Here is a 26,535-nt window from a genome sequence, read left to right as displayed (position 1 = left end):
CATTACTCCTTGGCGGCCCGTTGCTCGGCCACGCTATTCCCGTTGCGGCCGGCCAGGACGTGAGCTCCGCCGCGGCTCGCCGCGGCGCGGCCGCTTGGGACGTAGGCTTTGTCCGGCGTATCGGCCTCATGCGCAGGATCGTTGAGTGCCCTGCGATCACTGGGGGCGATCGGCAGCGGCTCGCCTGACAGCGGATCCTTGTAGGCCGATAGTGCAAGCACGTAGTAGGAGAGCGCCCAGCGGTCCTCTTCTGACAGCGGATCCCGGTAGGATGGCATGGGCGTGCCGCTCAACCCGGTCGTCATCGTACGGAAGATGTCCTCAACTGTAGGACCTGACTTGAATTGGCCGGCGGTAAGGTCCGCGGGCGGGCTTGGAAAGCCGAGATCGTCCTTTAGCCCAGGAGCCTTTTCGCCATCACCCTTCCCGGTTCGGCCATGGCACTCCCAACACTTTGCATTCTGCCACACATCCTTGGCGCGAGTGAGCATCTGTTCAGACGGAACAGGCGGCCGCCCGATGTACAGAGGCGGACCCGGCGGTTCCTCCTTGAAATAGGCATAGGGCTTTGCCGGGTCGGCGCGGTCGACCGCCAGCTCGTACTTGATGTACTGAATGACAGCGAGGCGGTCGATAATATGCAGCTCGTGCCAGGCGGGCATCGCCGTGCCCCGAACGCCGCGTGTAATGGTGCGCAGAAGGTCACCATCGGTTGGCAACGGCTCCTTGGTCAGCCTGAACTTGAAAACCGCCGCCGTGAAGTTCCTCGGGCGCTGCTTGTACATGAAGGTCGCGGCCGGTCCATTACCGTCGCCGCTCTCCCCGTGGCAGCCGAGGCATCTGCGCTGATAGACCTCCTTGCCGTAGGCGATCCATTCGCTCGATCGCGGCACCGTAGCATCCGTAACTTCAAGCTTTTGCGGCTCAAACAGGTCCCGCCATTTGCCGCGATTCATGCCGAGTTTTTGGAGATACGCGATGAGACCCTGCAGCGCTTCTGTCTCGGCTGCGATGTTGACGGTGTCGCCGGTATATTCCTTGTTCGGTGTCCAAATGATCGGAGCCTTGTCGCGCGCCGCCATGGGCACGAACAGAAGACCATCGGCGTTCGGGGTGAGCTTGACCTGCTCCTTGCTTGCGAATGCGAAGAGCTTCTCAGTAACGGGCGTTCGTTCCAGGCTGCGATTACCAGCTCCGTCATCGACAATCTTGACCTGTTCTGCGGATGTGTCGAACAGTCCCCGAAAAGGCGCCATATTCGAATCCGGCGAGAGCATTCGCGGATTCCAGAAATGCGCGAGATGCCATTCGTCGCTGTACTTGAGCCCGACCCGCGTCAGATCCGGCCCGATACGCCGGGTGCCCCACAGGTGCGGCACATCGAAGGCGTATTCGCCCGCCTCGGAGACCGGGCCCCAACGGCGCGTCTCGCCGGTTACCGGACGCACGTATTGCGAATGGCAGTACCAACACCCCTCGCGCAGATACACTTGGCGGCCGAGCTGCTGCAGCGGCGTATAATCAGTGGCATCGGTCACTATCCATTTGAGCTGACCAAAATCGGTGCGGACCACGGCGGTCACGTCGGTCGTCCGCGCCGTCGGCTCAATAAAGGGCAGGATGCCCTGCGTGGCCACGGCAAGGAAGAAGAAGAAGACCCCGGCCACCAGAGCGACAAAGCGCGCACTCATTCAGCTGGCCCTCCGGCGGGAACTGGGGCAGCACCTGGGATTGGAACGGGCTCTCTCCCCTCGGCCGGACGACTAAGCGCGGTCATCATGAGATTGAAGACGAGCAGGGACATCCCGATGTCCATCGTGATGCCGCTGAGGGTACGCACCAGCCAATAGGCTTTCATCCGGACTACCGTGTCGACCCACTCGGTGCCATTCATCCATTCGAAGCCTTGCTGCAGTCCGCCGGCAGTCAGCACCAGACCCATGGTGGAAATACCGACGGTGATCAGCCAAAACGACCAGTTGCCAAGCGTCCACGACCAAAGCTCGCGTTTGAACGCGCGCGGCCACACGTAAATCAGGCCGCCCATCGCCCAGACCACGAACGTGCCGAAAACGGTGAGGTGCGAGTGCGAGATGACAAAGTCGGTGAAATGGGTGGGCTGCTGGATCGAGCGCAACGCCTCAGTCGAACCCTGGAAGCAACCGGCCAGGTACATCAGCGAGCCCATGATCAGGAACTTCGCGGGGAGATTCTTCCCAAAACTATCCCAACGCCCTTTCACGGTACCGAAGAAGTTCACCAGCACCGTCCACACGGGGATAATCAGCAACATGGAGGTAATGATCGCGAGAGTCTCGGTCCAATCGGCGATCGGGCTATACAGATAATGGTGGATGCCAACGAAGGGATAGAACAGCGCGAGCGACCAGAAGCCCACCAGCGACAGCTGGTGTGCGTAAAGTGGATTGCGCACACTGACCGGTAGGAAATAGTAGATGAGCACGTAGCCTGCGGGCGTGAGCCATAGTCCGACGATGTAGTGGATGTAGAGGCCGTGGAACGCGGCGCTGTTAATGCCCGAAATTGTGTAGGGGAGGATAAAGCTGCCCAGCAGGAGATTCATCGTCGTCCATACGAAGGCCCCAATGAGATACCAGAGCGCCACATAGAGCGGCGCCTCGAGCCGTTGCGCGATGGTGAGAAGGAACTGTGCCGTCGTCGCCGCGATGACGATGAAGATGGGAATCTCGGCGAAGAGCGGGAGCTCGCCTGCCTCCAGGCCATGGTTCTGCGCAAAAGGCAGCGAGATGAGCCCCGCCGCCAAGCTGATGTTATAAAGCCATGCTAGCGGTACGCCCCATTGTGCCCATGGTACCCGCACGCCGCAGAGGCGCGGGACCAGATAGTGACATTCGCCGATGAAGAGGGCGGAAAAGGCGCCGAAGATGACGCCGTTGACATGAACCGGCCGCAGCCGGCCAAAGGTCAGCCCCAGATTATTGGTCCCAAGATAATCTGGATAGTTGAAGAGACCCGAGATCGCCACGCCGACCGATGGCATGACGAGGAGCCAGAACATGCCCCAATAAAGCCAAGTTCGGACCACGCGCCAATCGACCAGATCATCCAGGTTGATGCCGGTGAACCTGCCGCGCAGTCTCTCTGCCGGAAACACTTCCGCCATGGAGCATTCCCCCTTGCTTGTCTGTTGATGCGTTCTCTCCTGTTCTCAGCTCAACGCACCTTCGACAGCAATGACCCGCGCTAGAAGCCTTCGCTTCGCAGCATCGAAATCAGAACTTCCCCGGATTCAACACCGAGCCACTCTGCGACCAATAGATGTACGCTTCCAGCGCCTTCATCGCGTCCGAGTCATCGGCGATCTTTTCTCCCTGGTTGGGCTTCTCGATGCACCAATTGATCATGTCGCGCAGCGTCGCGAACTTGGCCATCTGCGCCTGGAACTTCGGGAACGTGGCGGGGTGGGTATCGGCCGTCATGGGATGGCACATGGCACAGGCCATTCCCGTCTTAGACAACACGACCCCCATCGCCTCCTCGGTTGCGGCATCGCCATGGAACAGCAGGTCGCCTTTGCGGACCTGCTCCATGAACACTGCTTGGTAGGAGTTCAGCAGTTGCGGCGTCACCGGATCCTTGTGCGCACCCGCAGGGCCGATCAGGACGGCAAGCGCTACCGCCGGGGCAGCGCGGAACAGAATGAAACGGCATGTTATCGACGCGGTCATGCCCATTCCTCCTAATATGGCCACATACTGTCAGCGACCCGGGGCCGCAAAACCTCGGGAATGCTCTTCGCATAGTCATCTGGAGACTGCGCGTACACCTGCTTGCGCCACATTACGTATTCGGCGTCGATTTTGTCCTGCGCGCTGACGTCGATCTTGGCCCAACCGACCCCGTCAAAGTGATCACCGGGGTCGACCCGGATCATCGGCTTTGTAAGCTTCGGCACCCCTTCCGGCGCGTAAGGCCAAGGCCATGAGGTTGCCAGCATGCCGATCGAGCGCATGGTGCCGATCTCGTTGTAGAGCACCTGATGCGTGTGACCGTGGATGTTGGTCACTTTGGTGTAGGGTTTGAGCACCTCGTTCACCTCGCGCCAGTCGCGCACCCAGAAGTTCCACGGCGGATAGTATTCGTAGAGCGGATTGTGGCTGAAGATGACGACCGGCCGGTTCCGATCCCAATTGGCAAGCGTCTTCTGCAGCCAGTCGAGCTGATCGCGGCCGACACCCGCCCACGGGCCAGCGACGGTGCCGTCGAGCGTGGCCATGTGACCCATGCGCTCCTCGGGACTCATCTTCTTCGCCGTCCAATAGTCCGGACCGCGACTGACGGTGTCGAGCCCGACAAAGCGCACGCCCTTGTGGTCGAATGTCCAGTTGGGCTGACCGAACAGTTCGCCCCACTTCTTACCCATGTCGAGGTACCAATCGTGCTCGCCCGGAATGTAGACCCTGCGGATGTTGATTTCTTTCAAGATCTCCACACCGAGCTCAAGTTCTTCGACCTTGCCAAGTTGGGCCAGGTCGCCGCCGAAAATCAGGAAGTCGGCCGGCGGACTCATCGCCTGCACCTCCTTGGCGGCACGCACCGTCTTCTCGACGAAGCGCGTATTGAGGGACTTTGGATAGAGATGGGTGTCGGATATCCAGGCGAACTTGAATGGCGCCTCGGCCGCATAAGCTACGTCGAGTGTGTTGAGCAGCGGCCACCAAGCGAAGGTCTCGGCTACGGTCGCCGCCCCGACCAGACATGATCTGTGCACGAACGTGCGTCGGGTAATCCGCAGCGAGGGGTCAGGACGCACCCCGGGCTGTTCGAGCACCGCAGCTATTTCACGCCGGTCGCGCTCAAGCTCGGACATGCGTTTCCTCCCTTGGTTACAAGGCGTCGCTCCTCTCCGCGAGGCGACTCCGGTTGTTCACCACGTCGCCAGATTTTCTTGTTCCTTCGGCTCGGGTCGAGCCGCAGAAGCCCGTTACTTCGCGCCGGAGCCGCCTTGCGCCGAAGAGGCGCCCTTCTTCAGTTCGATATTTAGATCGCTCGGCTTCCCCGCCGCTACGGTCACCGTCTGCTCGTTCGGGCCGGTGAAGGGTTGGTACGCCACCAGCTTGTAGGTTCCGGCCGGAACGTCAGGGATGGTGAATTTGCCGTCGGCGCCAGTGACGGCGTAGTAGGGATTGTCGGCGACATAGATAAACGCTTCCATCCAGCCATGTGCGTCACAATCGATGCGCACCTCGCCTGGCCGCGGCAACTCGACGGGAATTCGCTGACCCTGGTTGGGGAGAGCGAGGTTGAATACGGTGCGCTTGCCGTAATAGCCGTGCGTGTTGTGCAGCATCGGATCGCTGTTGACGACGTCCAGCCCGCCCACGCGAACCACCTGAATGTTGGGTTCGAATTTGCATTTGTTGTTGTTGATTTCCGGCTTCTTGGCGTCCGCCGGCCAGGCTTTTCCTTTCGCGATGTCGGCCAGATACACGACGGCGTTCTGCACGCTCTTGTCTGGCCCGACCTGAATGAGTGTCTCCTCGTAAGGACCGCCACACACCTCGATGTCCTTGGTCGGAATGACCTTGCGGGTGCCGGGGGTTCCGCTGAACACGACCTTGCCCGTGATCGATCCGCCGCCCGCGACCGGGCCCGCTTCGTAGGCTGGCGCCGGGAGCGGCGTTGCGACCGCCGCGACCATCGACGACACCCCGATCAGCCACTTCATGGCTAAGCCACTCATCACAGCACTCTCTTGATCTTTGATGTCCGCAGGAAAATTCGTCGAGAGCTAACCGCCATTTACAGGGGTTAGGAAAATCAGAACTCCTTTTCGAAACCTTAAGCAAAGCTTATGAAGCCTGAGGGCAAAAATCGTCTAAGAAACACCTGCAGAAACGAGATGGAGGTTTGTGGCGGCTAAGCACCGCCACCGCGGGGAGGCATTTGATGCGTCGCCGTCCCATATTTTTGGACCTCGGACGGGCAATCCCTTTCGGCATTGCTGTCGCGACCGCGTTGGTGTTGAGCCAACCGCTCGTACGCGCAGCCAACTCGCCGGTGACGATCGGCGGCCCGTTCACACTCACCTCACCTGACGGCACGACGGTCACGGATCAGACCTACCGTGGGAAATGGCTTCTGGTTTATTTCGGGTTCACTTCGTGTCCCGATAGCTGCCCGACGGCGCTCCTTGAGATTTCCGCCGCGCTCGAGAAGCTCGGCCCCGACGCCGACAAGCTCCAACCGTTGTTCATCACAGTCGATCCGCGGCGCGACACGCCGACGGTCATGGGGGACTACACCCAGTCATTTGATTTGAGGATCGTCGGGCTCACGGGCACGCCGCAGCAGATCGCTGCCGTTGCCCAAGAGTACGGAGCCTATTTCGAACTTCGTAGGAGCGGGCCGCGCGCAGAGGACTACGTCATGGATCACAGTACCTATCTCTACCTGATGGACGCCGATGGCAAATTTGTGCGCGGTCTTAGCGCCGACATGCCAGGCGGGCGCATCGCTGAAGCGGTGCGCAGCGCGATGGCAAAGTCTCGCGAGAATGCAAGTCATCAGGGACGAACAACGCAATGAGGGCGGGTCCTGACCAGGGGCGTCGCACGAACATCTGAGACCGTCACAACCGGAGGGCTGTCATGAACTACGACGGCTATTTCCAGCGCGCCCCTTCGCGTTTACGGGACGAACGGCGCTACCGCGTCTTTGCAGATCTTGAGCATCGCCGGGCGCTATCCCCGCGCCATCTGGCACTCGCCTGCGCGCCCGCGCAGCGTCGTGATTTGGTGCTCCAACGGCTACCTCGCGATGGGGCAGCACCCGAAGGTGATCGGCGCCATGGTCGAAACCGCGATCCGCATGGGCACCGGCGCGGGGCGGCACGCGTAAACATCGCCGGCACCAGTCATCCACTGGTCGAGCTTGAGCGCGAGTTGGCCGACCTCCACGGCGAGGAGGCGGCGTTCGTGTTCACTTCCGGCTACGGACCGAGCCCCAACAGCCGAAGCTGATCGTGTTCGAGAGCCTCTATTCCATGGATGGTGACGTCGCCCTCACCTTCAAGGATGATGATTTCGGACATTTCGACGACGAGATAGGTAGCCTCGCACTCGTCATCGCAGGAAATCGAAGAAAAAGCGTGCAAAATCGTAGAACTGAGTAGCGGGGGAGCGACTCGAACCCCCGTCGTTACGGTTCTTCGCTCTTACGCGGAGCCAGCAGACCCTGCCCTACCGGCAAGACGAAGGGCCGGTCCGTTTTCCATTTCCGACGGGTGAGTTCAGTCGGTCGCAAGCGGGGTACGCTGCTCTCGTCAATCCGATCCGTCCGCGTCGCGGCCCGATGTCCACATCTCGCCTCAGGCGTCGGCTCAGATTCTTCGGCTCAGATTTGCCATCAATGGATTTTTCTTGACCTCCCGGTGCACACGTCCTGTACACGCGGCCCTCTAACCCTCCAAATAAATTTCACGTTCGTTCCAATCCATCATGAGGATGAAGGTCATCGGCTTTGGCGGCGGAACCGAGATGCCCGCCTCTCAGCTCGCATCACGAACACGAGCCGCCGTAGGCGAACCACCGATGGCATGCCCCGCGCGGCGCTAACCCTCATGCGGAAACCGCATCAGAGGGGGTAAAATCCGCCAGGGCCCACACCCGAGGAGCAGCACCATGACCCCACACATCCCCGAGGAATTTTCCATCAGGTTGATCGACTGGAGTCCCTTCGTGATCATGGGCACCACGATGCCGCCCCGAGATCCTGAAGAAGACGAAGAGGATGAGGACGGAGAGGAAGAGAATCGCGCCGACGAACCGCCGGTCGTGCGCGAGCCGGACGAAGACTAGGGCATGATGCTTTTAGGATTGGGCATGGGGAGTGCTCTTGGACCTGAGCGGCCGAGATTGTCGACGGTTCGGCTTACCATCTTCGCCCATCAGGAGTAAGATAAGCCGATGTCCCCGGGCGTTGGTGCCCTTAGGCGGACCCGGCTAGATATCATGGCAGCTCTCCGTCACGCCCATTGGCAACAAACTGAGGCCTGCCCAGCGATCCACACAATTCCATGACCGAACCCGAGCGTTTGGAAGGCGTTCCTGGCCGCTACTGGCACCGGCTCGAAGACGGGCGTATCCAGTGCGATGTCTGCCCGCGCTATTGCAGGCTTAACGAAGGCCAGCGCGGCCTGTGCTTCGTGCGGGGCCGGCAGGACGACCGGATCGTGCTCACGACCTACGGCCGTTCCTCGGGGTTCTGTGTCGATCCAATAGAGAAGAAGCCACTGAACCACTATCTGCCCGGAACTCCCGCGTTGTCGTTCGGTACCGCTGGGTGCAACCTGACCTGCAAATTCTGCCAGAACTGGGACATCTCCAAAGCGCGAGAACTTGACCGGCTTCAGGACGCAGCCTCGCCGGAAGATATTGTCGAGGCTGCGATTGCCACGGGCTCGCGTTCCATCGCCTACACCTACAATGACCCCGTCATCTTCCTGGAATATGCCGTCGATGTTGCCAAGGTGGCGCGCCGGCGCGGGATCAAGAACGTGGCGGTCACAGCGGGCTACATTGACGCGGCGGCGCGGGAGGAGCTTTACACCTTCATGGACGCCGCCAATGTCGACCTCAAGGCGTTCACCGAGGCGTTCTACAAGCGGATGTGCACGGGGCGTCTCGGCGCCGTCATCGAGACGCTCGAGTATCTGAAGAACAAGACGAAGGTCTGGTTCGAAATCACAACGCTGCTGATCCCGGGTCACAATGACAGCCCAGAGGAGGTGAAAAAGCTGAGCGAATGGGTGATGACAAGGCTAGGACCTGACGTGCCCTTGCATTTCACCGCCTTCCACCCTGACTACAAGATGCTGGATCTGCCCCGTACGCCGGCCTTCGCGCTGACGGCGGCTCGCGATATCGCCCGCAACGTCGGGCTGCATTTCGTCTACACCGGCAATGTCCATGACGAGAGGGGCCAAAGCACGTACTGCCCGGGCTGCAGTGAGCGGATCATCGGCCGAGATTGGTATGACATCACCACTTGGCGGCTCACAGCGAACGGCCGCTGCGGCATTTGCTCCACCGCAATCCCTGGCTTGTTCGAGGCGCACCCGGGCAACTGGGGGCAGCGGCGCGTCTCGATCCGGATCGGCAGACCGGAACGCTCGTGAATGAGTATGATGGCGACAAGGGCCCCCCTGCTGCGTGTTGGAGCGGGAGCCTGATTAGGAGGTCACGATGAAGATTGACAGCACCATATTTGGCGCGATTACGATTGACGGAAAGATCTATCAACACGACGTGGTCGTTCGCCTTTCCGGCGAAGTTGTGAAGCGGAAAAAGAAGCTATCAAAGAAGCTGTATGGTACCTCGCACGTGCTTTCAAAAGACGAGGCAAAGTTTCTCTTCGAGAAGGGGTGCGCTCAGGTCGTTATTGGCTCGGGTCAGATGGGCAACGTGCACCTATCATCGGAAGCTGAAGCCTATTTCGAAAGAAAGGGCTGCGAGGTCGTGTTGAAGCCGACACCCGAGACAATTCAGATGTTCAACCGGTCGCGCGCAAAGAGAAACGGACTCTTTCACGTGACCTGTTGATAGAAATGCCCTGGTGAAGCTGTGTATCCACGTTGGATCAGCCGGATCGGCGCTCCGCTCATTGCTTTTGTTTTGACCGTTGCGTCGTCGGTTTCGACGGTGCACGCCGTTGAGAACACTCGCAAGGTGAGCGTGGTTTCCTTTGGCCTTTTTGGCGATCAAGGCGTGTTTAGAAGCGAGGCGACCGGCGCAGCACAGGTCGTAGCGGGCCGTTTCGGGGGCGCCCCGATCAACGTGCAATACAACTCGAAGAAAGGCGGAGATGCGACGATCGAGGGCCTGGCCATGTCCTTGCAAGCGACGGCCAACGGGATGGACGCCAACAACGACATTCTGTTTTTAATTCTCACCTCGCACGGCTCCCGCGCCGGCCTTGCAGTGAAAGCGGGGCGGCTTACGCAAACGCTCACGCCGTCTAATCTCGCCAACATGCTGGCGCGGACCGGCATGCGATACAAGGTAGTGGTCATCTCGGCCTGCTATTCCGGGGTCTTTATCCCTCGTCTTGCGAACCCCGATACGCTGGTTATCACCGCGGCCGATGCCGACCATCCATCGTTCGGCTGCCGGGACAAAGCCAAGTGGACCTATTTCGGCAACGCCTTTTTCAATATAGCACTCCGGCAAGCCAAGAGCCTGAGGGACGCCTTTGTTGTTGCGCGCTCGCTCGTCAAAAAGCGAGAAGCGCGCGAGCGCTTCGAGCCGTCGAATCCGCTAATGGGAGGCGGCGAAAACGTACATCCGTTGCTCATTTCACGTCCTTGAGCGACCGGCCGCCTACGCGGCCGACGCCTGTGTGCCGAAAACCGGGCCCCGTATTGATCTAATGACCGAAGCGCGCCCCGGACAAGGGGACCGTAGGAGCCAGCGGCGTAGGCGCGATCTTAAGGCCGTTCGGCGCTGGGATCATGTTAACGCGAAATCGGCGCCTTATGCCTTCTATGTTGCGTATCTCACTAGCGGCGCGGCTGCGCGCTTGCCGCATCCCCTCGTCTTGAAAATAGGAAGATGAACTAGGAAACCATCGCGAGCCGGCGCGTTGGTATTGAAGTGACGCTACGATGGGGAGGACTTTCCATGCGAACAACAATGGTTGCGATGCTTGTCGCGAGCGGAACCATGATCACCCTGCCAGCGCTGGCGCAGCAGCAGACGACACCGAACCCACAGATGCAGCAGATGCAGGAGGAAGCTGACAAGGGCGCCAAGACTCGCCAATCCGGTGAGTCGGGGTATGTCGGCGAGCAGGAAAAGCCGGGTGCTTCCGCCCGCCCCCCTGGAAAGACTGACACTACTCCGCCGACAACGGGCTCAGCCACGGGCACCTCGACCGGGGCGACAGGCAGCGGTGAAAAGCCGCGCTGAGCCTTCTGGAGGTGTAGCACGACTGAGCGTAACCTCGTCTTGCTCGCGGGATTCATGAGCTTTCCCGTCAAGCGCCGAGGTTACACGCGACTAAGATCCAGGCTCATAGCGGAGCTGGAGAAGACAAATGCGGTGTCCGAAGCCAACGCGACGCTCGCTTCTTTTGACGACGCTCGCCACCGGAGCGTTTCTGACGGGGGGGAAGTTCGCTGCGGCACAAGAAGATCAGCCCGGCAGCAGCGACCGGCCGAAGAAAGGCGATCTTCTTGTTGTCTCCGAAGGCGAACGCGTCGGCGCCGTCATCGCGCCCGGTGACGTGAAGCTCGGCGAACCGCCACTGCACGCCTGGCCAAAGGACCCCAAGACTTCGGTCGTCCGCAACGGCTCGCGGTTGAACGAGATCCTGGTCATAAGGCTTGATCCCGGCGAAATGGATGAGGAGACCCGCTCACGCTCTGCTGAGGGCATCGCAGCCTATTCGGCCATCTGTACTCACACCGGATGTTCTGTCACCGGCTGGCTGAAGTCCGAGACGGGCGACAAAGACGTTCTCAAGTGCTTTTGTCACAATTCCGAATTCAATCCGCGGGAAGGCGCGCAAGTCGTGTTCGGGCCCGCGCCCCGGCGTCTGCCGGCACTCCCGCTGGCAATAGCCGACGGTTCGCTCACCATAGCTGCAACATTCGTTGGAAAGGTAGGTGCTCAACAACCAGGGTGATGGGGCGCGGTCGCATCGGATTCCCATGCCCCAGATGATCGCACCACCAAGGGTGTGCAGAGAGAAAGAGCTAGGGAGATGACGTCCATGACCAGAAAGCAATGGCTATTATCGGGTTGTGTTGCGTGCACAACCCTTATCTCGACCGCTGCTGTTGCCGGTCCGATCGAAAATTACAGCCCGGTGACGCAAGCCCGTCTGGAAAATCCCGAACCGGGCAACTGGATGCTGTATCGGCGGACCTATGACGGGCAGGGCTACAGTCCGCTCGAGCAGATCAACACCTCCAACGTCAAGAATCTCACCCCCGTGTGGACCTTCTCCACCGGCGTGATCGAGGGCCATGAGGCGCCGCCGATCGTCAACAACGGTGCGATGTTCGTCACCACACCGATGGGCCAGGTGATCGCGCTGAATGCCAAGACCGGCGAAGAATATTGGCGCTACAAGCGGCAGCTACCGGACGATTTGTTCCAGTTGCATCCGACCAACCGCGGCGTCGGCCTGTGGCAGGACAAGCTCTATCTCGCCACGACCGATGATCACGTGGTTGCGCTCGACGCGAAGACGGGCAAGGTGGTCTGGGACACGAAGGTCCAGGACTACAAGAAGGGTCAGTATCTCACGCTGATGCCCCTCGTCATCGACGGTAAGATCATCGTCGGCGGCTCCGGCGGCGAGTTCGGTGTCCGTGGCTACGTGGTGGCCTATGACGCCAACAGCGGCAAGGAATTGTGGCGCACCTTCACCATCCCGGCGCCAGGTGAACCCGGCAGTGAGACCTGGACGGGCGACGACTGGAAGACCGGCGGCGGGTCGGCCTGGATGACCGGCAACTACGACAAGGACACCAGGACCGTTTATTGGGGTGTTGGTAATGCTGCGCCGTGGCCCGGGGACGCTCACCCCGGTGACAACCTCTACACGACCTCCGTGCTCGGCCTCGATCCCGAGACGGGCAAGATCAGGACACATTTCCAGTACCATCAAAACGACTCCTGGGATTGGGACGAGGTGGAGGCGCCGATGCTGGTCGACGTGCAAAGGGATGGCCGGACCGTCAAGAGCCTGATCCACCCCGGACGCAACGCGATCTTCTGGGTGCTGGAGCGCAAGCCGGACAAGATCAGCTACGTAACCGGCTGGCCCTATGTTCACACCGATGTCTGGAAAGGCATTGAGCCCGAGATCGGCAAGCCGATTGTCGACCCCGCGCACAAGCCGGTGGTCGGCAAGCGGGTCGAGTTCTGCCCGTCACTGTGGGGTGGCAAGGACTGGCCGTCGGCGGCCTACAGCCAGAAGACAAAATATGTCTATGTGCCGGCCAACGAGAACACCTGCGGCGGCTTCTCTGGCGAGAAGGTGGCGCTGGTTCCAGGCCAGCTCTGGCTTGGCACCAAGCCTGAGGACATCGGTCTGACGCTCCGTCCCGGCGCCAAACACATCGGCGAACTACAGGCCTGGGATCCCGCAACCGGCAAGAAAGTCTGGTCGCACAGCTTCCCGAAGTCGCAATTGTTCGGTTCGGTACTGGCGACCGCGGGCGATCTTGTGTTTGTCGGTGGGACCAATGATCGCTACTTCCGCGCCTTCGACGCCAAGAGCGGCGAACTATTGTGGGAGCAGAAGACCAACTCCGGCATCATGGGCATGCCGGTTTCCTATGAGGTCGACGGCACGCAATACATTGCGATCCAGTCCGGCTGGGGCGTCGACGCGCAACGCATCCAGGATGCGCTTGCCACCCAGAACATCGGGGTGGAAAACAACGTGCCGCAGGGCGGCGTGGTTTGGGTGTTCGCCGTCAAGAAATAGCCGCGGGTGAAGTCTCGACGCGAGAAGCGGCGGACTGAAAGGTCCGCCGCTTCTGTTTCTATTTGCCCTTGGTCTCGACTTTCGCTTTCTCGTTTTCGTTCATTTTCTTCACCACAGGATCGCGACTGGCTTCGCCGGTGGTCTGAGTTGTGGTGGCCGGCGGGCTTTCGTTTGGCATAGAGGTTTGCCCGGGTGGTGTCGTAGCCGGCCGCGTCGCAGTCGCGCTCGGCGGCGACGTCGTTTGAGCGGTCGCGGCCTGAGCGTTCAATAGAAGCACGCTCGACAATAGCGACACCACGAGCGCTGTTGAGTTGGGTTTCATCGATCTGAACTCCTTATCCGATCGAGGAAAACGGCCCGTGCGGTCTAGCGTTCCCCTTATGCCTCCAATTGCTTGCCGATCGGCAGTGCGCGGATGCGCTTGCCGGTCGCGGCGAAGATCGCGTTGATCAGCGCCGGCGCAAAGGGCGGCACGCCCGGCTCGCCGACACCGCTCGGCGGCGTGTCGGGGCCGGCAGGTACGATGTAGACGTTCGTGACAGCCGGGGACTCGTCGATCCGGATCACCGGGAAGTCGTCGTAATTACCCTGCTGCACCTTGCCGTCCTTGAAGGTGATCGCGCCATGCTTGGCGAGGCTCAGGCCCATGATCGCGGCGCCCTCGATCTGCGACTGGATCCGCTCCGGATTGACGTAGGTTCCGCAATCGATGGCGGTATCGACCCGCGGCACGGTGAGCTTGCCCTTGTCGTCAACGGCGACCTCGACGATCGTCGCGATATAGCTGACGAAGCTGCGATGCGCGGCAATGCCGAGCCCGTGGCCCTTGGGGACGGACCGGCCCCAGCCGCCCTTGTCCGCGACCAGTTCGACGACCTTGCGAAGACGCGCGGTATCGATCGGATAGCTGTCATAGGGCTCGCCATAGTTCCAGAGGTCCTTCACCGAATCGAGCTTGACGATCCGGGGCGAGCCGATCAGCTCCAGCAGCATATCCTTTGGATCGCGTTTGGTGGCATGGGCGATTTCAGCGACCATCGACTGCACCGCGAAGGCGCGTGGGATGTTCGACACCGAGCGGAACCAGCCGATGCGGGTGTGCGCGGCCGCTTCCGGATTCTCGCACTGGACGTTGGCGATCTCGAAAGGCATGTCGACAAGCCCCATGCCGAGTTCAAACGGGGCCTGGTGCACGGTATTGGCGGCAAATGTCGAGGCGATGCTCGGCGCGACGCTGCGATGGCGCCAGGCCGTCACCTTACCGTTCTTGTCGAGGCCAGCCTCGATGCGTTCCACCGAGACGGTGTGCAGGAAGCCGTTGCGAACGTCGTCTTCCCGCGTCCATTGCACCTTTACGGGGGCGCCGAGTTCCCTGGAGAGTAGCGCCGCTTCGATGGCAAAATCGCACTTCGACTTGCGCCCGAAGCCACCGCCGAGCAGCGTCACATTGACGGTGACATTCTCTTGGGGAATGCCAAGCGTTTTGGCGACGTCCTCGCGCGTTCCGCCCGCGCTTTGCACCGGTCCCCAGATCTCGGCCCGGTCGCCCTTGACGTCCGCGACCGCAACCGGCGTCTCCATGGCGACATGGGCGAGATGCGGCAGATAGTACTCGCCCACGATCACTTTGTCGGCGCCCTTCAAGGCGGCTTCCACGTCGCCCTCCTTGCGCACCACCAGGCCGGGCTTCCGTGCGGCCGCCTCCAGTTCGGCCCGGTAGGCGACCGATTCGTATTTGCCGTTGGCGCCATCGTCCCAGACAATCTTCAGAGCGTCGCGGCCCTTGATCGCAGCGCCGGTGTTGCGCGCGATCACTGCGACGCCGCCGAGCGGCTGGAATTTCGAGGGCCACGGCCAGCCCTTGACTTCCAGAACCTTCTCGACGCCGGAGACTTTCATCGCCTCCGCCCCGTCAAACGACACGACCTTGCCCCCGGTCACCGGCGGCCGGGCAATGACGGCGTATTTCATGCCGGGCAGGCGGACGTCGGCGCCGTAACGGGCCGCGCCCGTCGTGATGTCGTGGAGGTCGACGATCCCGATTTCGCCCTTGCCGAGATAGCGGAAGTCCTTGGGGTCCTTAAGCTTGAGGCCCTCGACGCTCGGCACCGACTGCTTTGCGGCGTCGGCGGCCAATTCACCAAAGCCGAGCTTGCGACCGCTGGCGCTGTGGATGACTTCGTGATTGACCGCCTTCACCTCGCTCGCCGGCACGCCCCAGCGTTTCGCTGCGGCCTGCTCGAGCATCGTGCGGGCCGAGGCGCCGATCTGGCGCATCGGCATCAGGTAGTGCCGCGTGCTGCGCGATCCATCGGTATCCTGGTTGCCGAATTTGACCTCGTCGCCAGGCGCCTGCTGGACGCGAACGCGCTTCCAGTCGGCCTCCATCTCTTCGGCGACGATCAGGGGCAGGCTGGTGCGGACGCCGGTTCCCATCTCGGCGCGGTGCGCGACGATGGTGACGATTCCATCCGGCGCAATCGCGACGAACGCCCGTGGGTCGACCACGGTGCCGTGCGGCATCTGACTGGCGCCGGTCTCATATGCAAAGGCCGTACGCGTCATCACGGGTGCTGCGAGCACGAACCCGCCGGCGAGGCCGAGACCCTTGAGGATGCTGCGACGCGAAACGTTCTCGATTTTGATGTGCTTCTCGAAGCCACGGAGCTTCTTGGGATTGGTGAGGATATTCATGTCACACCCCCGTCGATGCGAGATGGACGGCGTTTTCGATGCGCTGGTAGCAGCCGCACCGGCAGATATTCCCGGACAGGGATTCGCGGATCTGGTCGTGCGACGGCTTTGGATTATCCATCAACAGCGCCGCCGCCTGCATGATCTGGCCGGTCTGGCAAAAGCCGCATTGCGGGACATTGAGCTGCCGCCAGGCCTTCTGCACCGGGTGATCGCCAGTTGGATGAAGGCCTTCGATAGTGGTGACCTCGCGGCCGCGGACGTCGGACACGGAGGTGATGCAGGCGCGCACCGCCTGCTTGTCCACGATGACGGTGCATGAACCGCAGAGGGCCTGGCCGCAGCCGAACTTGGTGCCCGTCAGGCCCACCTCATCACGGATAAACCACAGTAGCGGAAGATCAGGATCGCCATCCCAATTCAGTTCCTCGCCATTAATCTTCACCTTGATCATGATCGTCTCTCCCTCTTCATACAGAGCCGTCATGAGCGTCTCTTCGAGGTGAGCGAGAACATCTATCCTGGGGCACCCCCTCGTACGGTCTCAGGCAAAACTGACCTCGCTGAGAAACTGCAGACTGCACCGTAGGATCTGATTGATTGTCTGTGTCGGGCCCATCCTCCTTTTTTACTTTCGCTTTGTTCAAGGTATGGACGTCTGGAAACCTACCACAAAGCGGAAGCGAATAGGGTTCACAACTCCTTGTTTGCTCTTGTGTATTTAGCGAGAGGCTGCCTTCTCGAACGGCGCGCTTTTGGTCAAGAGCCCTTACGCAGTGGCCTACACGAGACGAGATCTTTCGAAGAGTTGGGCTTCGCTGCTGGAGGAGTTGGGAATAGGTGTAACTCTGCGATAGTCGCATTGTGCGCCTACCATTGCCGCGCTCGAGGGACGCTTCCGATATGCGTACAACGATGATCGGGCTCGCTGTCACGTTAGCTTTCTCGCTGGTTGCCTTCACAGCGCCAACATCGGTTTTGGCAGCCGGTCCAACGTTGACGGTGTCAGCCGATGGCGGTGTCCATATTTTCGATCGGGACGCGCTGCTTGCCCGCACGGATGTCGTCGAAATCACCACGTCGCGTGATGTCGCATACCGTACTCCTCGGACGTATCGAGCCGTGGCGCTCGCGAAGTTGCTTGAAGGAGTTGTTATTCCGCCCGATGCCGTGGTGGAAGCGGTAGCGCAAGACGGCTTCGTGACGCAACTCCCTCGCGATCTGGTGTACGCCAACGACGGCATCGTCGCGTATATGGCAATCGAAGCCGCCGACAGGCCGTGGCCGCCAATTCCAGGTAAGGATAAGAGCGCCGGCGCCTTCTATGTCGTATGGCTCGGCGATCAAGCGTCATCCGTCCCAACCATGATGTGGCCCTACCAAATTGTCAGTTTGTCGGTGCAAGACGCGCCAGCCAAGCGGTGGCCCTCGCTCGCGGTTGATCCCATGCTCCCTGCCCTCCATCCGGCGCGAGACGGGCAAACCCTCTTCGTGAACAAATGCTTCACATGCCACACGATGAACCAGGCAGGATCGGCGTCGGCTGGCCCCGATCTGAATGTGCCGATGAACCCGACGGAGTACTTCACCGATGCCGGTTTGCGCGCGCTGATCCGAGATCCACGCTCGGTTCGGGTTTGGCCCGAGCAGCGGATGCCCAGCTTGGCCGAAGAGGACCTGAGCGATGAGGAACTCGGCCTGATCTTGGCATATTTGAATCACATGGCGGATAGGAAGAGCCGAGCAACGGAGGGCGGCAGCAGCAAACGCTAAGTAGATCGTAAAACTCGAGTACGGTTAGCGACAATGAGGGCGTAGTCGCCGCCGACAGGCGTCATCGGCTCTTGCAGACCGGCCACGAGGCGGCTGAGCCCTGACTGCTTCAGCCGTTTTGCTCGGAAAATCCGTGGCGGCCGGCGGTGCCGCGTTCGATCTTGCCGTTCCATGTTACTTGTCGAATATCTCGCGCTGACCCAACGCGAACACAAGCCCTCTATCCGCCTTTTCTGCGGCGCGATACCATTAGCGCATTGGAAGGGCCAGACACCTCCAATCATCGTCGACATAGATATTGTCGCAACGAGAGCGGAAGAAACCTATTCATACCTGTGTGCGCCCTAAAGGCTCGGCCTACGTGCGCCGTGTATGAATTAGTAAGCAAGCTGTCGTCGATTGCTTCAACGGCCAGTTCACCAGCGTACTCTCGCCAGAACTTCGAAACACGAATGATCTGCCTCAACATCCCCGCTGAAGTCTTGCCGCGGCGATGATCCCGCTCACGGTAGCGAATGTAGTCTTCGATGACGGCTGCGAACGATTTGGATTTCGGCGGGAGACCCTGCTCAGCCCTCTGTTCTATTTGGAAAGCAACCAGCGGCCAGCTTGAATAGCGGTCTGCTCGTTTGTGGGCCCCTATGAACGCCTCTCTCTCCACTGCCGTCTTGCCTCGCCGAAGACGCGATATTCGGACTTCCCTTCACTGATGTGGCCGCCGCCGTCCTTTTCTGCGATACAGGCCCCCGGGCTAACGGCCGCCTTCGCGGCTGACATGTCGATAGACTGCACCCGGCGGCTTGCAACGATCACGATGGCGCAGACCGCATAGGAGCACACCCCCAGCGCATAGGTCTTGGCGATGCCGAACTGGATCGACAAGGCCATGCCCAGCACCGACGCCAGCATCGACGTAATTCCGTTGGTGCTCCAGAAGAACGGCAGCAGTTCATGATGACGGCGCCAGACACCGAGGCCAAGCGGGAACATCATCCCCATGCAGAATGCAGGAGGAGCCAGCAGCAGGACGGACACCAGAATACGCATGTCGGTTGACAGCGACCGCGCCCAGGTGGTGATCAGCGGCGTCAGCAGCCCTGCCACCACGAGCGTGGTGAAGAGGGCGGCAATCCTGAAGGCGGTGACGCGTGATCGGGAGGAGGTGTCCGCACCGACCGTGGCGCTGCCAATCCCGCTAAAGAGAAGAATTGTGAATAGCACTACACTCAGCCCGTAGACGGGATGTCCGAGAAAGACCATCAGGCGCTGCATCTGCGATATCTCGATCAGCATGAAGCCCATCCCGATCGCGCTGAAATAGGCCACGGGCGGCGTCAGCGTCGCCATCGGCATCCGCCTCGCAAGACGAAGGAAGGGCAGCACGATGTAATATCCGCAAGCGCAGAGCGCTACGATGATCAGCAAGCCGGTGATGCCGATCGCGGCATTGTTGCTCATGATCTCCCAACCATGCGTGCTCACGAAATCGCTAAAACGCGACGTATAGAAGAAGAACGGATTGTCGTCCGTCGAAGCAGCGATGTTTTCCGGCAGCGAATCGAAGAAAGCCTGGTCCGCCTTGTCGGACAGCAATGTCGAGGTGACGGTATCGAAGGTGACGTCCGGCCCCAACAATATCTTGAAGCCCTGCGCTTGAAGTCTCTCTCGCGCGCCTTGCCATTCTGCGTCGTTGAACGCGTCAGGCCGGGTAATCACCGTCACGATGCCGCCAACGTTGACCGCGACGACGTGATGCCGCAGCTCCCCGGCCGACACTCCTTTGCGCTGCAGCGCGCTCGCGGCAATCGCGATCAGTCGGTATAGCTCGCCACGGTGCTTCTCGGCATCGTACCAGCGTGATACCGACAACAGCCCGCCAGGCTTGAGCGCCCTGTAAAAATCATCCCACGCCTCCACGGTATAGAGACGATTTTCGGTGAGCGTCAGGCCACCGGCCGCCGTTGCCGCCCAGGTGTCGATAAGTGAAATCTGCACCAGGTCATACCGCTCGGGCGAGTGGTTGATGTAGCTTCGCGCTTCGGCATTGACCAAGGACACGCCGGGCTGGCGATCGAGATGGCCGGAGAAATCAGCGAATTTTTCGGTGAGCACTTCGAAGATCGCCGGGTTGATCTCAATTCCGCGAATCCGGCTGGCGCCGAAGAGCAGACCGGAAAGGATGTCACGACCGCCGCCCACGCCAACGACAGCGACGTCGGCCGCCGGCTGCACGAGGTAGGCTGCATTGATGACATCATCTTTCAGGTAGGCGAGCTTTCCGATGTCGCCATCATACCTGGTGATGATCGTGCCTGCATCGGCATCGATGTCGAGGTAGTGTTGGTCGACCCGGGCCTCAGGAGTGCGGACCATGCCCCAGCCAAACGGGACCTTCCCGGCCAATTCCCGCACCCTTACCCGCGAATAGGTATTCCAGCGTTCGAACAGCGTGCCGGTCTGCTCAGCGCCCTTGGCCCAGAACACACCGAGATGGCTTCGACCGGTCAGGTCAAGGCCGGAGTGCACGGTGGCAGCGACGGCCAGCGTTAGCGCGACAGCCCCGCTCAAACGCACGCTGCGGACGTCATCGCTGGTTCGCACGACGATCCAGCCAACGCCGGCAGCAAAGGCTCCGATCCATAGCGTGGCGCTTACGGGGTCAATCACCAGCAGTATGAAGATCACCCCGAGACATCCAACTGCGGCGCCCAGGAGATCGGCTGCATAGAGCCACCCGCCGCTATACGGCAAACGCGTCAGCAACAGCGTGATGCAAACCCCGCCTTCCGTGAACGGAGCCACGAAAGTGATGGTCGCCAGCGCCAGAGCGATCGGTATATTTTCTGCGGATACAAGGAGCGGCACGCACAGGAAAACGATCATTGCGCCAACGCTGCTGAGTGCGAACCATGACGAGTGGCGTCCGAATTCGATTCCGACCCGCTCGGCGGCATAACGGGCGGGCTTGCCGTAGACCTCCATGGCTCCGCGGGTGAGCCCGAGCATGGCAAGTGAAATGGCCGCGAATGCGAAATGATAATGGAGCATAACGCTGAAGAAGCGCGTTACCAGGATCTGGTAGGAAAGCGTCGCGGACGCCAGCACAAAGATTGCCAGATAATAGCCACCGTGAATCTTGGATATGGATTGCAAGACGCTGCCCTCTTGGTGGAGCCCTGATGGGTTCTGCGCTTTGACTAACTCGCGCTACACGCGATCGCTGGACAACTTCTTATAACTCGTTGATACGCCCGCACAGACTGAGTTCTGCGAGCATTTCTCCAATATTCAGGCTCCGATTGTAGCAGCGGGCGGCAACCCGGGCCTGCAGGAGTGGGTTCCACCGTCAGACGCAACACCATCTGTCACATGAGCATTATACCGTCAGAGAAGCTGGAGCGCATCAAGCAAACCATGCGAGATGTGTTTCGGGTCGTGCCTCCGTGGTTGCCGCCTCGACTTTCTTGTAAGCCTACCTGCGCGACTCTCGGTCAGCCAGGCGGATATTTCGGTCGGCTTTTGGCACGTTTGACGTGACGACGTACCCTGCGAATGTCCGCTGATCGGGGTGGACCGGAAGTGGCTGGCCGAAAAACGACGCGATTGACCCGGAGCGGACATTAGGGTCACTGATTTTGGCAGAATTGTTCGTGCCGCGTTCGGCCAATGTGAGGTCTTTTGGATGGGCGCCGGATCGTGTAGTCTTGTTTAGAGCTGCTCTTCCAGACGGGACGTGCCGACGTCTCCGTTCGAGGCGAATTCGCAGCGGGGAATGCCGTCGGCGGGCATCGCACTCTCAATAAAGCCGACAGTCCTTTTGTGCCGGTTTCTCACCGAGCACTCGCCGTGCTGCACCGGCACGCGAAATGCTTGCTTTGACAGCAACAAAGGAGCGGCGCGCGACCACCTCAACAAACGTACCGCGAGCGACCATTGGGCCGCGTGAGCCGCGCGTCGGCATTCCGGGCAACGAAGGGAGGAGCTGCAACATGATGAAATCCACACTGTTAATGGGATTCGTGGGGCTATCCGCCTTGGCGCTCACGGCGGTGACCACAGATGCGAACGCGCAGGATAAAGTCCGCTGGAAGATGCAGAGCGCGTTCGGCAGCCAGCTGCCACACCTCGGCACCTCGGGCGTGCGCTTCGCGAAGAATGTCGAGCGGTTGTCGGGAGGCAAACTGGAGATCAAGTTCTACGAGCCCGGTGCGCTGATCCCGCCGCTGGAGTGCTTCGACGCGGTGGCCAAGGGCTCGATCGAATCGTGCTGGACGACGCCCGGCTACCACACCGGCAAGTACCCCGCGCTGGCCTTCTTCACCACCGTGCCGTTCGGCCCACCCATCGGCGAGTTCCTCGGCTGGAAGTGGTTCGGCGGCGGCAACCAGTTGCGCAATGAGATCTACGCCAAGCACGGCCTGTTTGCGATCGACTCCTTCGCCATCGCGCCCGAGACCTCCGGCTGGTTCCGCAACGAGATCAAGTCGATCGAGGAGCTGAAGGGGCTGAAGATGCGGTTCTTCGGCCTTGGCGCGCAGGTGATGCAGAAGCTGGGCGTCTCCACCCAGTTGATGGCAGCGGCTGACATCTATCCTGCGCTGGAACGCGGCGTGATCGACGCGACCGAGTTCTCGATGCCGACGATGGACACCAAGTTGGGCTTCCATCAGATCGCCAAGTTCAACTATTTCCCAGGCTGGCATCAGCAGACCTCGGTGAGCGAGCTTCTGATGAACAAGGCGGCGTGGGAGGCGCTGTCGGATCAGAACAAGGCGATCATCGAGATCGCCCTCGGCGAATCCATCATGCACACCTACGTCGAGAGCGACCACTCCCAGTTCGCGGCGATGGCCGAGATGCGCGACAAGCACAAGGTTCAGATCAAGCGCTGGAGCGACCAAGACCTGGCCACGCTGGAGAAAGCCTGGCTGGAAGTGCTGGCGGAGGAATCGGCCAAGGACCCGCTGTTCAAGAAGGTTGCCGACCACTACCTGGACTACCGCAAGAAGTTCTCGGTTTGGGGCGCGTCGCAGGCGATGAAAACCACCTATCAGAAGGATTGAGCGGAGGCAGCCGGTGCAGCGCGGGGCTGCGCCAACTCCTGCCGGGGAAGTTGCCTCGCCGGGCGGCGATGAGATCAACCGAACAGCCCGGTAGCCGATCGGCCGCACGCGCATCTCAATCCTGATGCGGTGTGCGAGCGAGAGGTCGTATCTGCCGATGGCACAGCAGTTGCTGAGGCAGGGCGGGCAAAATGGCGGAGGGAATGTGTCTGGAGAACGGTTGCGCATGGTGCACTGCCGCAGGTTCCGCCACAGCAGGACTTTGTCGCGATGAGTGCATTGCTGAAGCTGGCCGAGAATATGCGGCGGGCGCTCGAGGTTGTTGCCCTGGCGTCCGGGTGGCTGCTCGTCATCATGGCGTGCGTGACCACGTTCGATGTCGTCGCGCGCAAGTTTGGCTTGCAGCTGCCGTACACCAGGCTGCAAGAGTTGGAATGGCACTTCCACGCCGCGATCTTCTCGCTTTGGATGGGCTACTGCTACACGATCAACGCGCATCCGCGGGTCGATACCTTCACCGAGATGATGTCGTATCGCGGCAGGGCATGGATCGAACTCGCCGGCTGCCTCGTGCTGGCGCTGCCCTACATGGCGCTGGTCGCCTACTACAGCCTGGATTTCGTTGCGCAATCCTATCGGCTCGGCGAGCAGTCCGATAGCACGGTCGGGTTGACCCACCGCTGGATCATCAAGGGCATCTACGCTGCCGGGCTGTGGATGGTGGTGCTCGGCATTCTCAGCGTACTGCTCCGCGTGATCGTCTTCCTGTTCGGTCATAAGTCGGAGCGGGAAGTCAATCTGCAAATCGGACATGTGATTACGGACGTCTAATCCAACTGGAGGACTCCAACGTGCTCGACTGGCTGGCCGACAATCTCGCTCTGATCATGTTCGTGTCGATGTTTTTCTTCATTTTCATCGGCTACCCGGTCGCCTACATCATGGGCGGACTGGCGCTCGTCTTTGCCGTCTTCGGCGCCTGGCTCGGCACGTTCAACCTGATCGGCCTGTCCGATATCGTACTGCGCATGTGGGGCGGGGTCGCCAACGATCCGGTCCTGGCGTCGATCCCCATGTTCATCTTCATGGGCGCGATCCTGGAGCGATCGGGCTCCGCCAAGGACATGCTGGACGCAACCGAGGTCCTGCTCAAGTGGTGCCCGGGCGCGCTGGCGGTTTCCGTGATGGTGATGGGCACGATCCTGGCGGCGCCGATCGGCGTGGTCGGCGCGGCTGTTATCACGCTGTCGGTGATCGCCCTGCCGCAGATGCTGGCCGCGGGCTACGACAAGCGGCTTGCCATCGGCACCATCGCCTCGGCCGGAACGCTCGGCATCCTGATTCCGCCGGCCATCATGCTGGTGGTGATGGCGGAGATGCTGTCGACCTCGGCAGGCAACCTGTTTCTCGCCGCCATCATGCCGGGCTTCCTGCTTTCCGGCCTCTACCTCGTCTATATCGTGCTCGTCGCCATCTTCAGGCCAGGCGCCGCGCCCAAGCTGCCGCCCGGCTACGGGCCGCAGACCCGCCGAGCGTTCTGGTACGCCCTGTGGCGGGGCCTGTTCCCCATGACGGCGCTGCTGGTGATCGTGCTCGGCTCGATCTTCGCCGGCTGGGCCACGCCCACGGAGAGCGGTGCTGTCGGCGTGCTCGGCTCCATGTTCATCGCCGCGCTGAACAGGCGCATGACGTTCAAGATGATGAACGAGGCGATCTATTCCTCCTGCCGCGCCAACGGCCTGGTGTTCCTGATCTTCCTCGGCGCGACCGGCTTCTCCTACGTGTTCCGCGTGCTCGGCGGCGACGACCTGATGATCTCGACGCTCACCCATTTCGGCATCGACACCAAGTGGGAAATGCTCACCTTCATCATGGTTCTGATCTTCCTGCTCGGCTTCCCGTTCGAGTGGATCGAGATCTGCCTGATCGTCCTGCCGGTGTTCGGGCCGATCCTGTTGAAGTACGACTTCTCCGACCACATCGGCAGCAACGCCGCCCTGATGACCTGGTTCGGCACATTGGTTGCGGTCAATCTGCAGACCGCGTTCATGACGCCGCCGTTCGGGGCGACGCTGTTCTACATGAAGGGCACGGCGCCGCCGGGCGTCACCATGAACGACGTATTCACGGCCATGTATCCGTTCGTTGCGCTGCAGGTGCTCGGCTTGATGCTGTGCATTTATTTCCCGAGCATCAGTTTGTGGCTGCCCAGACTGGCCGGCTTCGTCGAATAGTCACCATTTCCTTGGGGCGCGGAAGTTCGGCTTCGGGATACCGGAAGCGGATCACAGAGTTTGCTGCGCAGAGCCAATTGGTGAGTGAACCATAATGGCGCAAGCGAGAGTGAGCAGCAGAAATGCGACATAGATGTCCCAGCTCCGCCACAGCGTACGGCTGACTACGCCGCTCCAGCCCTCGCACCAATGAGCCTTGCCGTAGGCCAGCGCGCAGGTCACACCCGAGACGAACATAAATACTTCCGCGGTATCGCAAAAGCCGAAGTTCCGCAGCGTCAGCCAGCTTCCGATGTTGTTGGGGACATGGTCAAGAAAGATGCACCATAGCGCGATGCCGCGGCAGGCATCGATGCGCAGGTCGCGGCCAACGCCTTTGAGCCCCGGGGGGCTCGCCCACCGATGGCTTCGGAGTGACGGTTCGATCATGCATCTGCTTGCCCCGTCCCATGTGTAAGCACGCCCTAAGAGGGACTGCATATGACCAGGAAGCATCACCGCCGCCCGGCCGGATCGTGACAACGCCAGGGACGCCCATCCCCGATGGTTGTGGCAAAATGCCTATCACGTAAGCGAACGTGTTCGTGGCGGGCTGAGCGTAAACGCGCGCTGAGCGTAAACGGTGATTACTCGGCAACCCTATTCCGGCTGGCGGACAGCTCATGTGATCTGTTTCGCATCAGCGTGCTCAACTTCCTTTGAAAGCACTTGCCTTCATTCGCCGGTGGCATTCGCGCTCAATTTGATTTTGTGAACGTCGCCTACCCCGGCACCGTCCTAACCGTGCGAGCGCTCGGGCTGGGTGTGCGGCGCGCACAAGACGGTGCACAAGAGAATGAACGCCGGATCGCCGCCGCCACGCCACCAAATCGCCCAACGACTCAACCAAGCGTGTTGCAACGGGCCGCGGGCGATGCGCATGGGTGCAGCAATGATGCGCTTTGGGTCCAACCTATACCTAACGCCGGCCGGAATTGGGCTGATCATGGTCACGCTGCTTTTGGTCGGCGCGATCGTCGTTCGAGTCATGACTGTGTCCGAACACGGTGAAATCCGCGCGCACACCACTTCTGAGAACGGTAACCGAGTCACCCTGGATATTGGTGTCGCAGACCTGAGAGGATCGCTGCCGTAAGATAACTTGCTTTGGACGACAACACGTGTCCGCCGTGCAATGGACGCGAGGAATGTTATTTGATCGTCGCGTGCACAGTAATTACCGACGTGCCAGAAGCCATCGGCCCCTGACCCGTTGCTTTGATGGTCTTACTCCCATCCACGGAGCGAAG

General features: G+C 60.7%; 22 protein-coding genes and 2 pseudogenes. 14 read left to right on the top strand and 10 right to left on the bottom strand.

The genetic code is table 11. The features are described from left to right. Positions 1 to 2 precede the first annotated feature (2 nt). The 5 genes from V1288_RS24705 to V1288_RS24685 form a co-directional block, all read right to left on the bottom strand. A complete protein-coding gene (locus V1288_RS24705; protein WP_334359517.1) occupies positions 3 to 1,691 on the bottom strand; it encodes a cbb3-type cytochrome c oxidase subunit II in 1,689 nt (562 codons plus the stop codon). Beyond that, positions 1,688 to 3,145, bottom strand: a complete 1,458-nt coding sequence (locus V1288_RS24700; protein ID WP_334359516.1) for a cbb3-type cytochrome c oxidase subunit I — start codon at positions 3,143 to 3,145, stop codon at positions 1,688 to 1,690. The genes V1288_RS24705 and V1288_RS24700 overlap by 4 nt, the downstream gene beginning before the upstream one ends. A 109-nt stretch (positions 3,146 to 3,254) precedes the next feature. Further along, a complete protein-coding gene (locus V1288_RS24695) occupies positions 3,255 to 3,710 on the bottom strand; it encodes a c-type cytochrome (RefSeq protein WP_334359515.1) in 456 nt (151 codons plus the stop codon). Between the two features lie 11 nt (positions 3,711 to 3,721). Beyond that, entirely contained in the window at positions 3,722 to 4,852 is a 1,131-nt protein-coding gene (locus V1288_RS24690; protein ID WP_334359514.1) for a metallophosphoesterase family protein, read from the bottom strand. Positions 4,853 to 4,966: 114 nt separating this feature from the next. After that, positions 4,967 to 5,725 carry a carboxypeptidase regulatory-like domain-containing protein gene (locus V1288_RS24685; protein WP_442893983.1) on the bottom strand — a complete coding sequence of 253 codons (759 nt, stop codon included), beginning with the start codon at positions 5,723 to 5,725 and terminating at the stop codon, positions 4,967 to 4,969. Between the two features lie 206 nt (positions 5,726 to 5,931). Here V1288_RS24685 and V1288_RS24680 point away from each other — a divergent pair, with 206 nt between their 5' ends. The 9 genes and pseudogenes from V1288_RS24680 to V1288_RS24640 all read left to right on the top strand — a co-directional run bounded on the left by V1288_RS24680 (position 5,932) and on the right by V1288_RS24640 (position 13,482). Next, positions 5,932 to 6,570 (top strand): SCO family protein, encoded by a 639-nt coding sequence (locus V1288_RS24680; protein ID WP_334359513.1) that lies wholly within the window; start codon positions 5,932 to 5,934, stop codon positions 6,568 to 6,570. Positions 6,571 to 6,632: 62 nt separating this feature from the next. Further along, a pseudogene (locus V1288_RS24675) lies at positions 6,633 to 6,977 on the top strand (aminotransferase class I/II-fold pyridoxal phosphate-dependent enzyme); the annotation flags it as partial. Between the two features lie 687 nt (positions 6,978 to 7,664). Further along, complete coding sequence (locus V1288_RS24670; RefSeq protein ID WP_334359512.1) at positions 7,665 to 7,841, top strand: hypothetical protein; 177 nt, start codon at positions 7,665 to 7,667, stop codon at positions 7,839 to 7,841. A gap of 218 nt (positions 7,842 to 8,059) precedes the next feature. Next, complete coding sequence (gene amrS, locus V1288_RS24665) at positions 8,060 to 9,160, top strand: AmmeMemoRadiSam system radical SAM enzyme (RefSeq protein ID WP_334359511.1); 1,101 nt, start codon at positions 8,060 to 8,062, stop codon at positions 9,158 to 9,160. 67 nt (positions 9,161 to 9,227) lie between these two features. Continuing rightward, complete coding sequence (locus tag V1288_RS24660; RefSeq protein WP_334359510.1) at positions 9,228 to 9,584, top strand: Mth938-like domain-containing protein; 357 nt, start codon at positions 9,228 to 9,230, stop codon at positions 9,582 to 9,584. A gap of 21 nt (positions 9,585 to 9,605) precedes the next feature. After that, complete coding sequence (locus V1288_RS24655) at positions 9,606 to 10,349, top strand: C13 family peptidase (RefSeq protein ID WP_334359509.1); 744 nt, start codon at positions 9,606 to 9,608, stop codon at positions 10,347 to 10,349. Positions 10,350 to 10,661: 312 nt separating this feature from the next. Continuing rightward, positions 10,662 to 10,949: a hypothetical protein gene (locus tag V1288_RS24650; RefSeq protein ID WP_334359508.1), complete on the top strand. Its 288-nt coding sequence runs from the start codon at positions 10,662 to 10,664 to the stop codon at positions 10,947 to 10,949. Between the two features lie 127 nt (positions 10,950 to 11,076). Next, positions 11,077 to 11,667: a QcrA and Rieske domain-containing protein gene (locus V1288_RS24645; RefSeq protein ID WP_334359507.1), complete on the top strand. Its 591-nt coding sequence runs from the start codon at positions 11,077 to 11,079 to the stop codon at positions 11,665 to 11,667. A gap of 87 nt (positions 11,668 to 11,754) precedes the next feature. After that, on the top strand, positions 11,755 to 13,482 hold the full coding sequence (locus V1288_RS24640; protein ID WP_334359506.1) for a methanol/ethanol family PQQ-dependent dehydrogenase: 1,728 nt from the start codon (positions 11,755 to 11,757) through the stop codon (positions 13,480 to 13,482). A 58-nt stretch (positions 13,483 to 13,540) separates the two neighbouring features. On the opposite strand, the gene V1288_RS24635 is transcribed toward V1288_RS24640, so the two are convergent. From V1288_RS24635 to V1288_RS24625, 3 genes are read right to left on the bottom strand one after another with little or no spacing between them, the layout of a single operon-like run. Further along, positions 13,541 to 13,804 carry a hypothetical protein gene (locus V1288_RS24635; protein ID WP_334359505.1) on the bottom strand — a complete coding sequence of 88 codons (264 nt, stop codon included), beginning with the start codon at positions 13,802 to 13,804 and terminating at the stop codon, positions 13,541 to 13,543. A 56-nt stretch (positions 13,805 to 13,860) separates the two neighbouring features. Continuing rightward, complete coding sequence (locus tag V1288_RS24630; RefSeq protein WP_334359504.1) at positions 13,861 to 16,176, bottom strand: xanthine dehydrogenase family protein molybdopterin-binding subunit; 2,316 nt, start codon at positions 16,174 to 16,176, stop codon at positions 13,861 to 13,863. Position 16,177: 1 nt separating this feature from the next. Continuing rightward, a complete protein-coding gene (locus V1288_RS24625) occupies positions 16,178 to 16,630 on the bottom strand; it encodes a (2Fe-2S)-binding protein (protein ID WP_334359503.1) in 453 nt (150 codons plus the stop codon). A gap of 449 nt (positions 16,631 to 17,079) precedes the next feature. Here V1288_RS24625 and V1288_RS24620 point away from each other — a divergent pair, with 449 nt between their 5' ends. Continuing rightward, complete coding sequence (locus tag V1288_RS24620; protein ID WP_334359502.1) at positions 17,080 to 17,949, top strand: c-type cytochrome; 870 nt, start codon at positions 17,080 to 17,082, stop codon at positions 17,947 to 17,949. A gap of 639 nt (positions 17,950 to 18,588) precedes the next feature. Here the strand turns inward: V1288_RS24620 and V1288_RS24615 are convergent. After that, the gene (locus tag V1288_RS24615) at positions 18,589 to 21,102 is read right to left on the bottom strand and encodes a hypothetical protein (RefSeq protein ID WP_334359501.1); all 2,514 of its coding nucleotides are present in this window, start codon (positions 21,100 to 21,102) and stop codon (positions 18,589 to 18,591) included. Between the two features lie 836 nt (positions 21,103 to 21,938). Here V1288_RS24615 and V1288_RS24610 point away from each other — a divergent pair. From V1288_RS24610 to V1288_RS24600, 3 genes are all read left to right on the top strand, one after another. Then, on the top strand, positions 21,939 to 23,012 hold the full coding sequence (locus V1288_RS24610) for a TRAP transporter substrate-binding protein (protein WP_334359500.1): 1,074 nt from the start codon (positions 21,939 to 21,941) through the stop codon (positions 23,010 to 23,012). Positions 23,013 to 23,282: 270 nt separating this feature from the next. Further along, on the top strand, positions 23,283 to 23,843 hold the full coding sequence (locus V1288_RS24605; RefSeq protein WP_334359499.1) for a TRAP transporter small permease subunit: 561 nt from the start codon (positions 23,283 to 23,285) through the stop codon (positions 23,841 to 23,843). A gap of 20 nt (positions 23,844 to 23,863) precedes the next feature. Then, positions 23,864 to 25,246 carry a TRAP transporter large permease gene (locus V1288_RS24600; RefSeq protein ID WP_334359498.1) on the top strand — a complete coding sequence of 461 codons (1,383 nt, stop codon included), beginning with the start codon at positions 23,864 to 23,866 and terminating at the stop codon, positions 25,244 to 25,246. 84 nt (positions 25,247 to 25,330) lie between these two features. Here the strand turns inward: V1288_RS24600 and opgC are convergent. Further along, positions 25,331 to 25,679: pseudogene (gene opgC, locus V1288_RS24595) on the bottom strand (OpgC domain-containing protein); the annotation flags it as partial. Positions 25,680 to 26,165: 486 nt separating this feature from the next. Between opgC and V1288_RS24590 the strand changes: the two are divergent. Next, entirely contained in the window at positions 26,166 to 26,381 is a 216-nt protein-coding gene (locus tag V1288_RS24590) for a hypothetical protein (protein WP_334359497.1), read from the top strand. Positions 26,382 to 26,535 lie beyond the last annotated feature (154 nt).

Origin of the sequence: Bradyrhizobium sp. AZCC 2176 (assembly GCF_036924645.1) — a bacterium.
In the GTDB taxonomy this organism is placed as follows: Bacteria; Pseudomonadota; Alphaproteobacteria; order Rhizobiales; family Xanthobacteraceae; genus Bradyrhizobium.
Note: the sequence above shows the minus strand (reverse complement) of the source record. Positions and strands in the feature narration are given on the sequence as shown.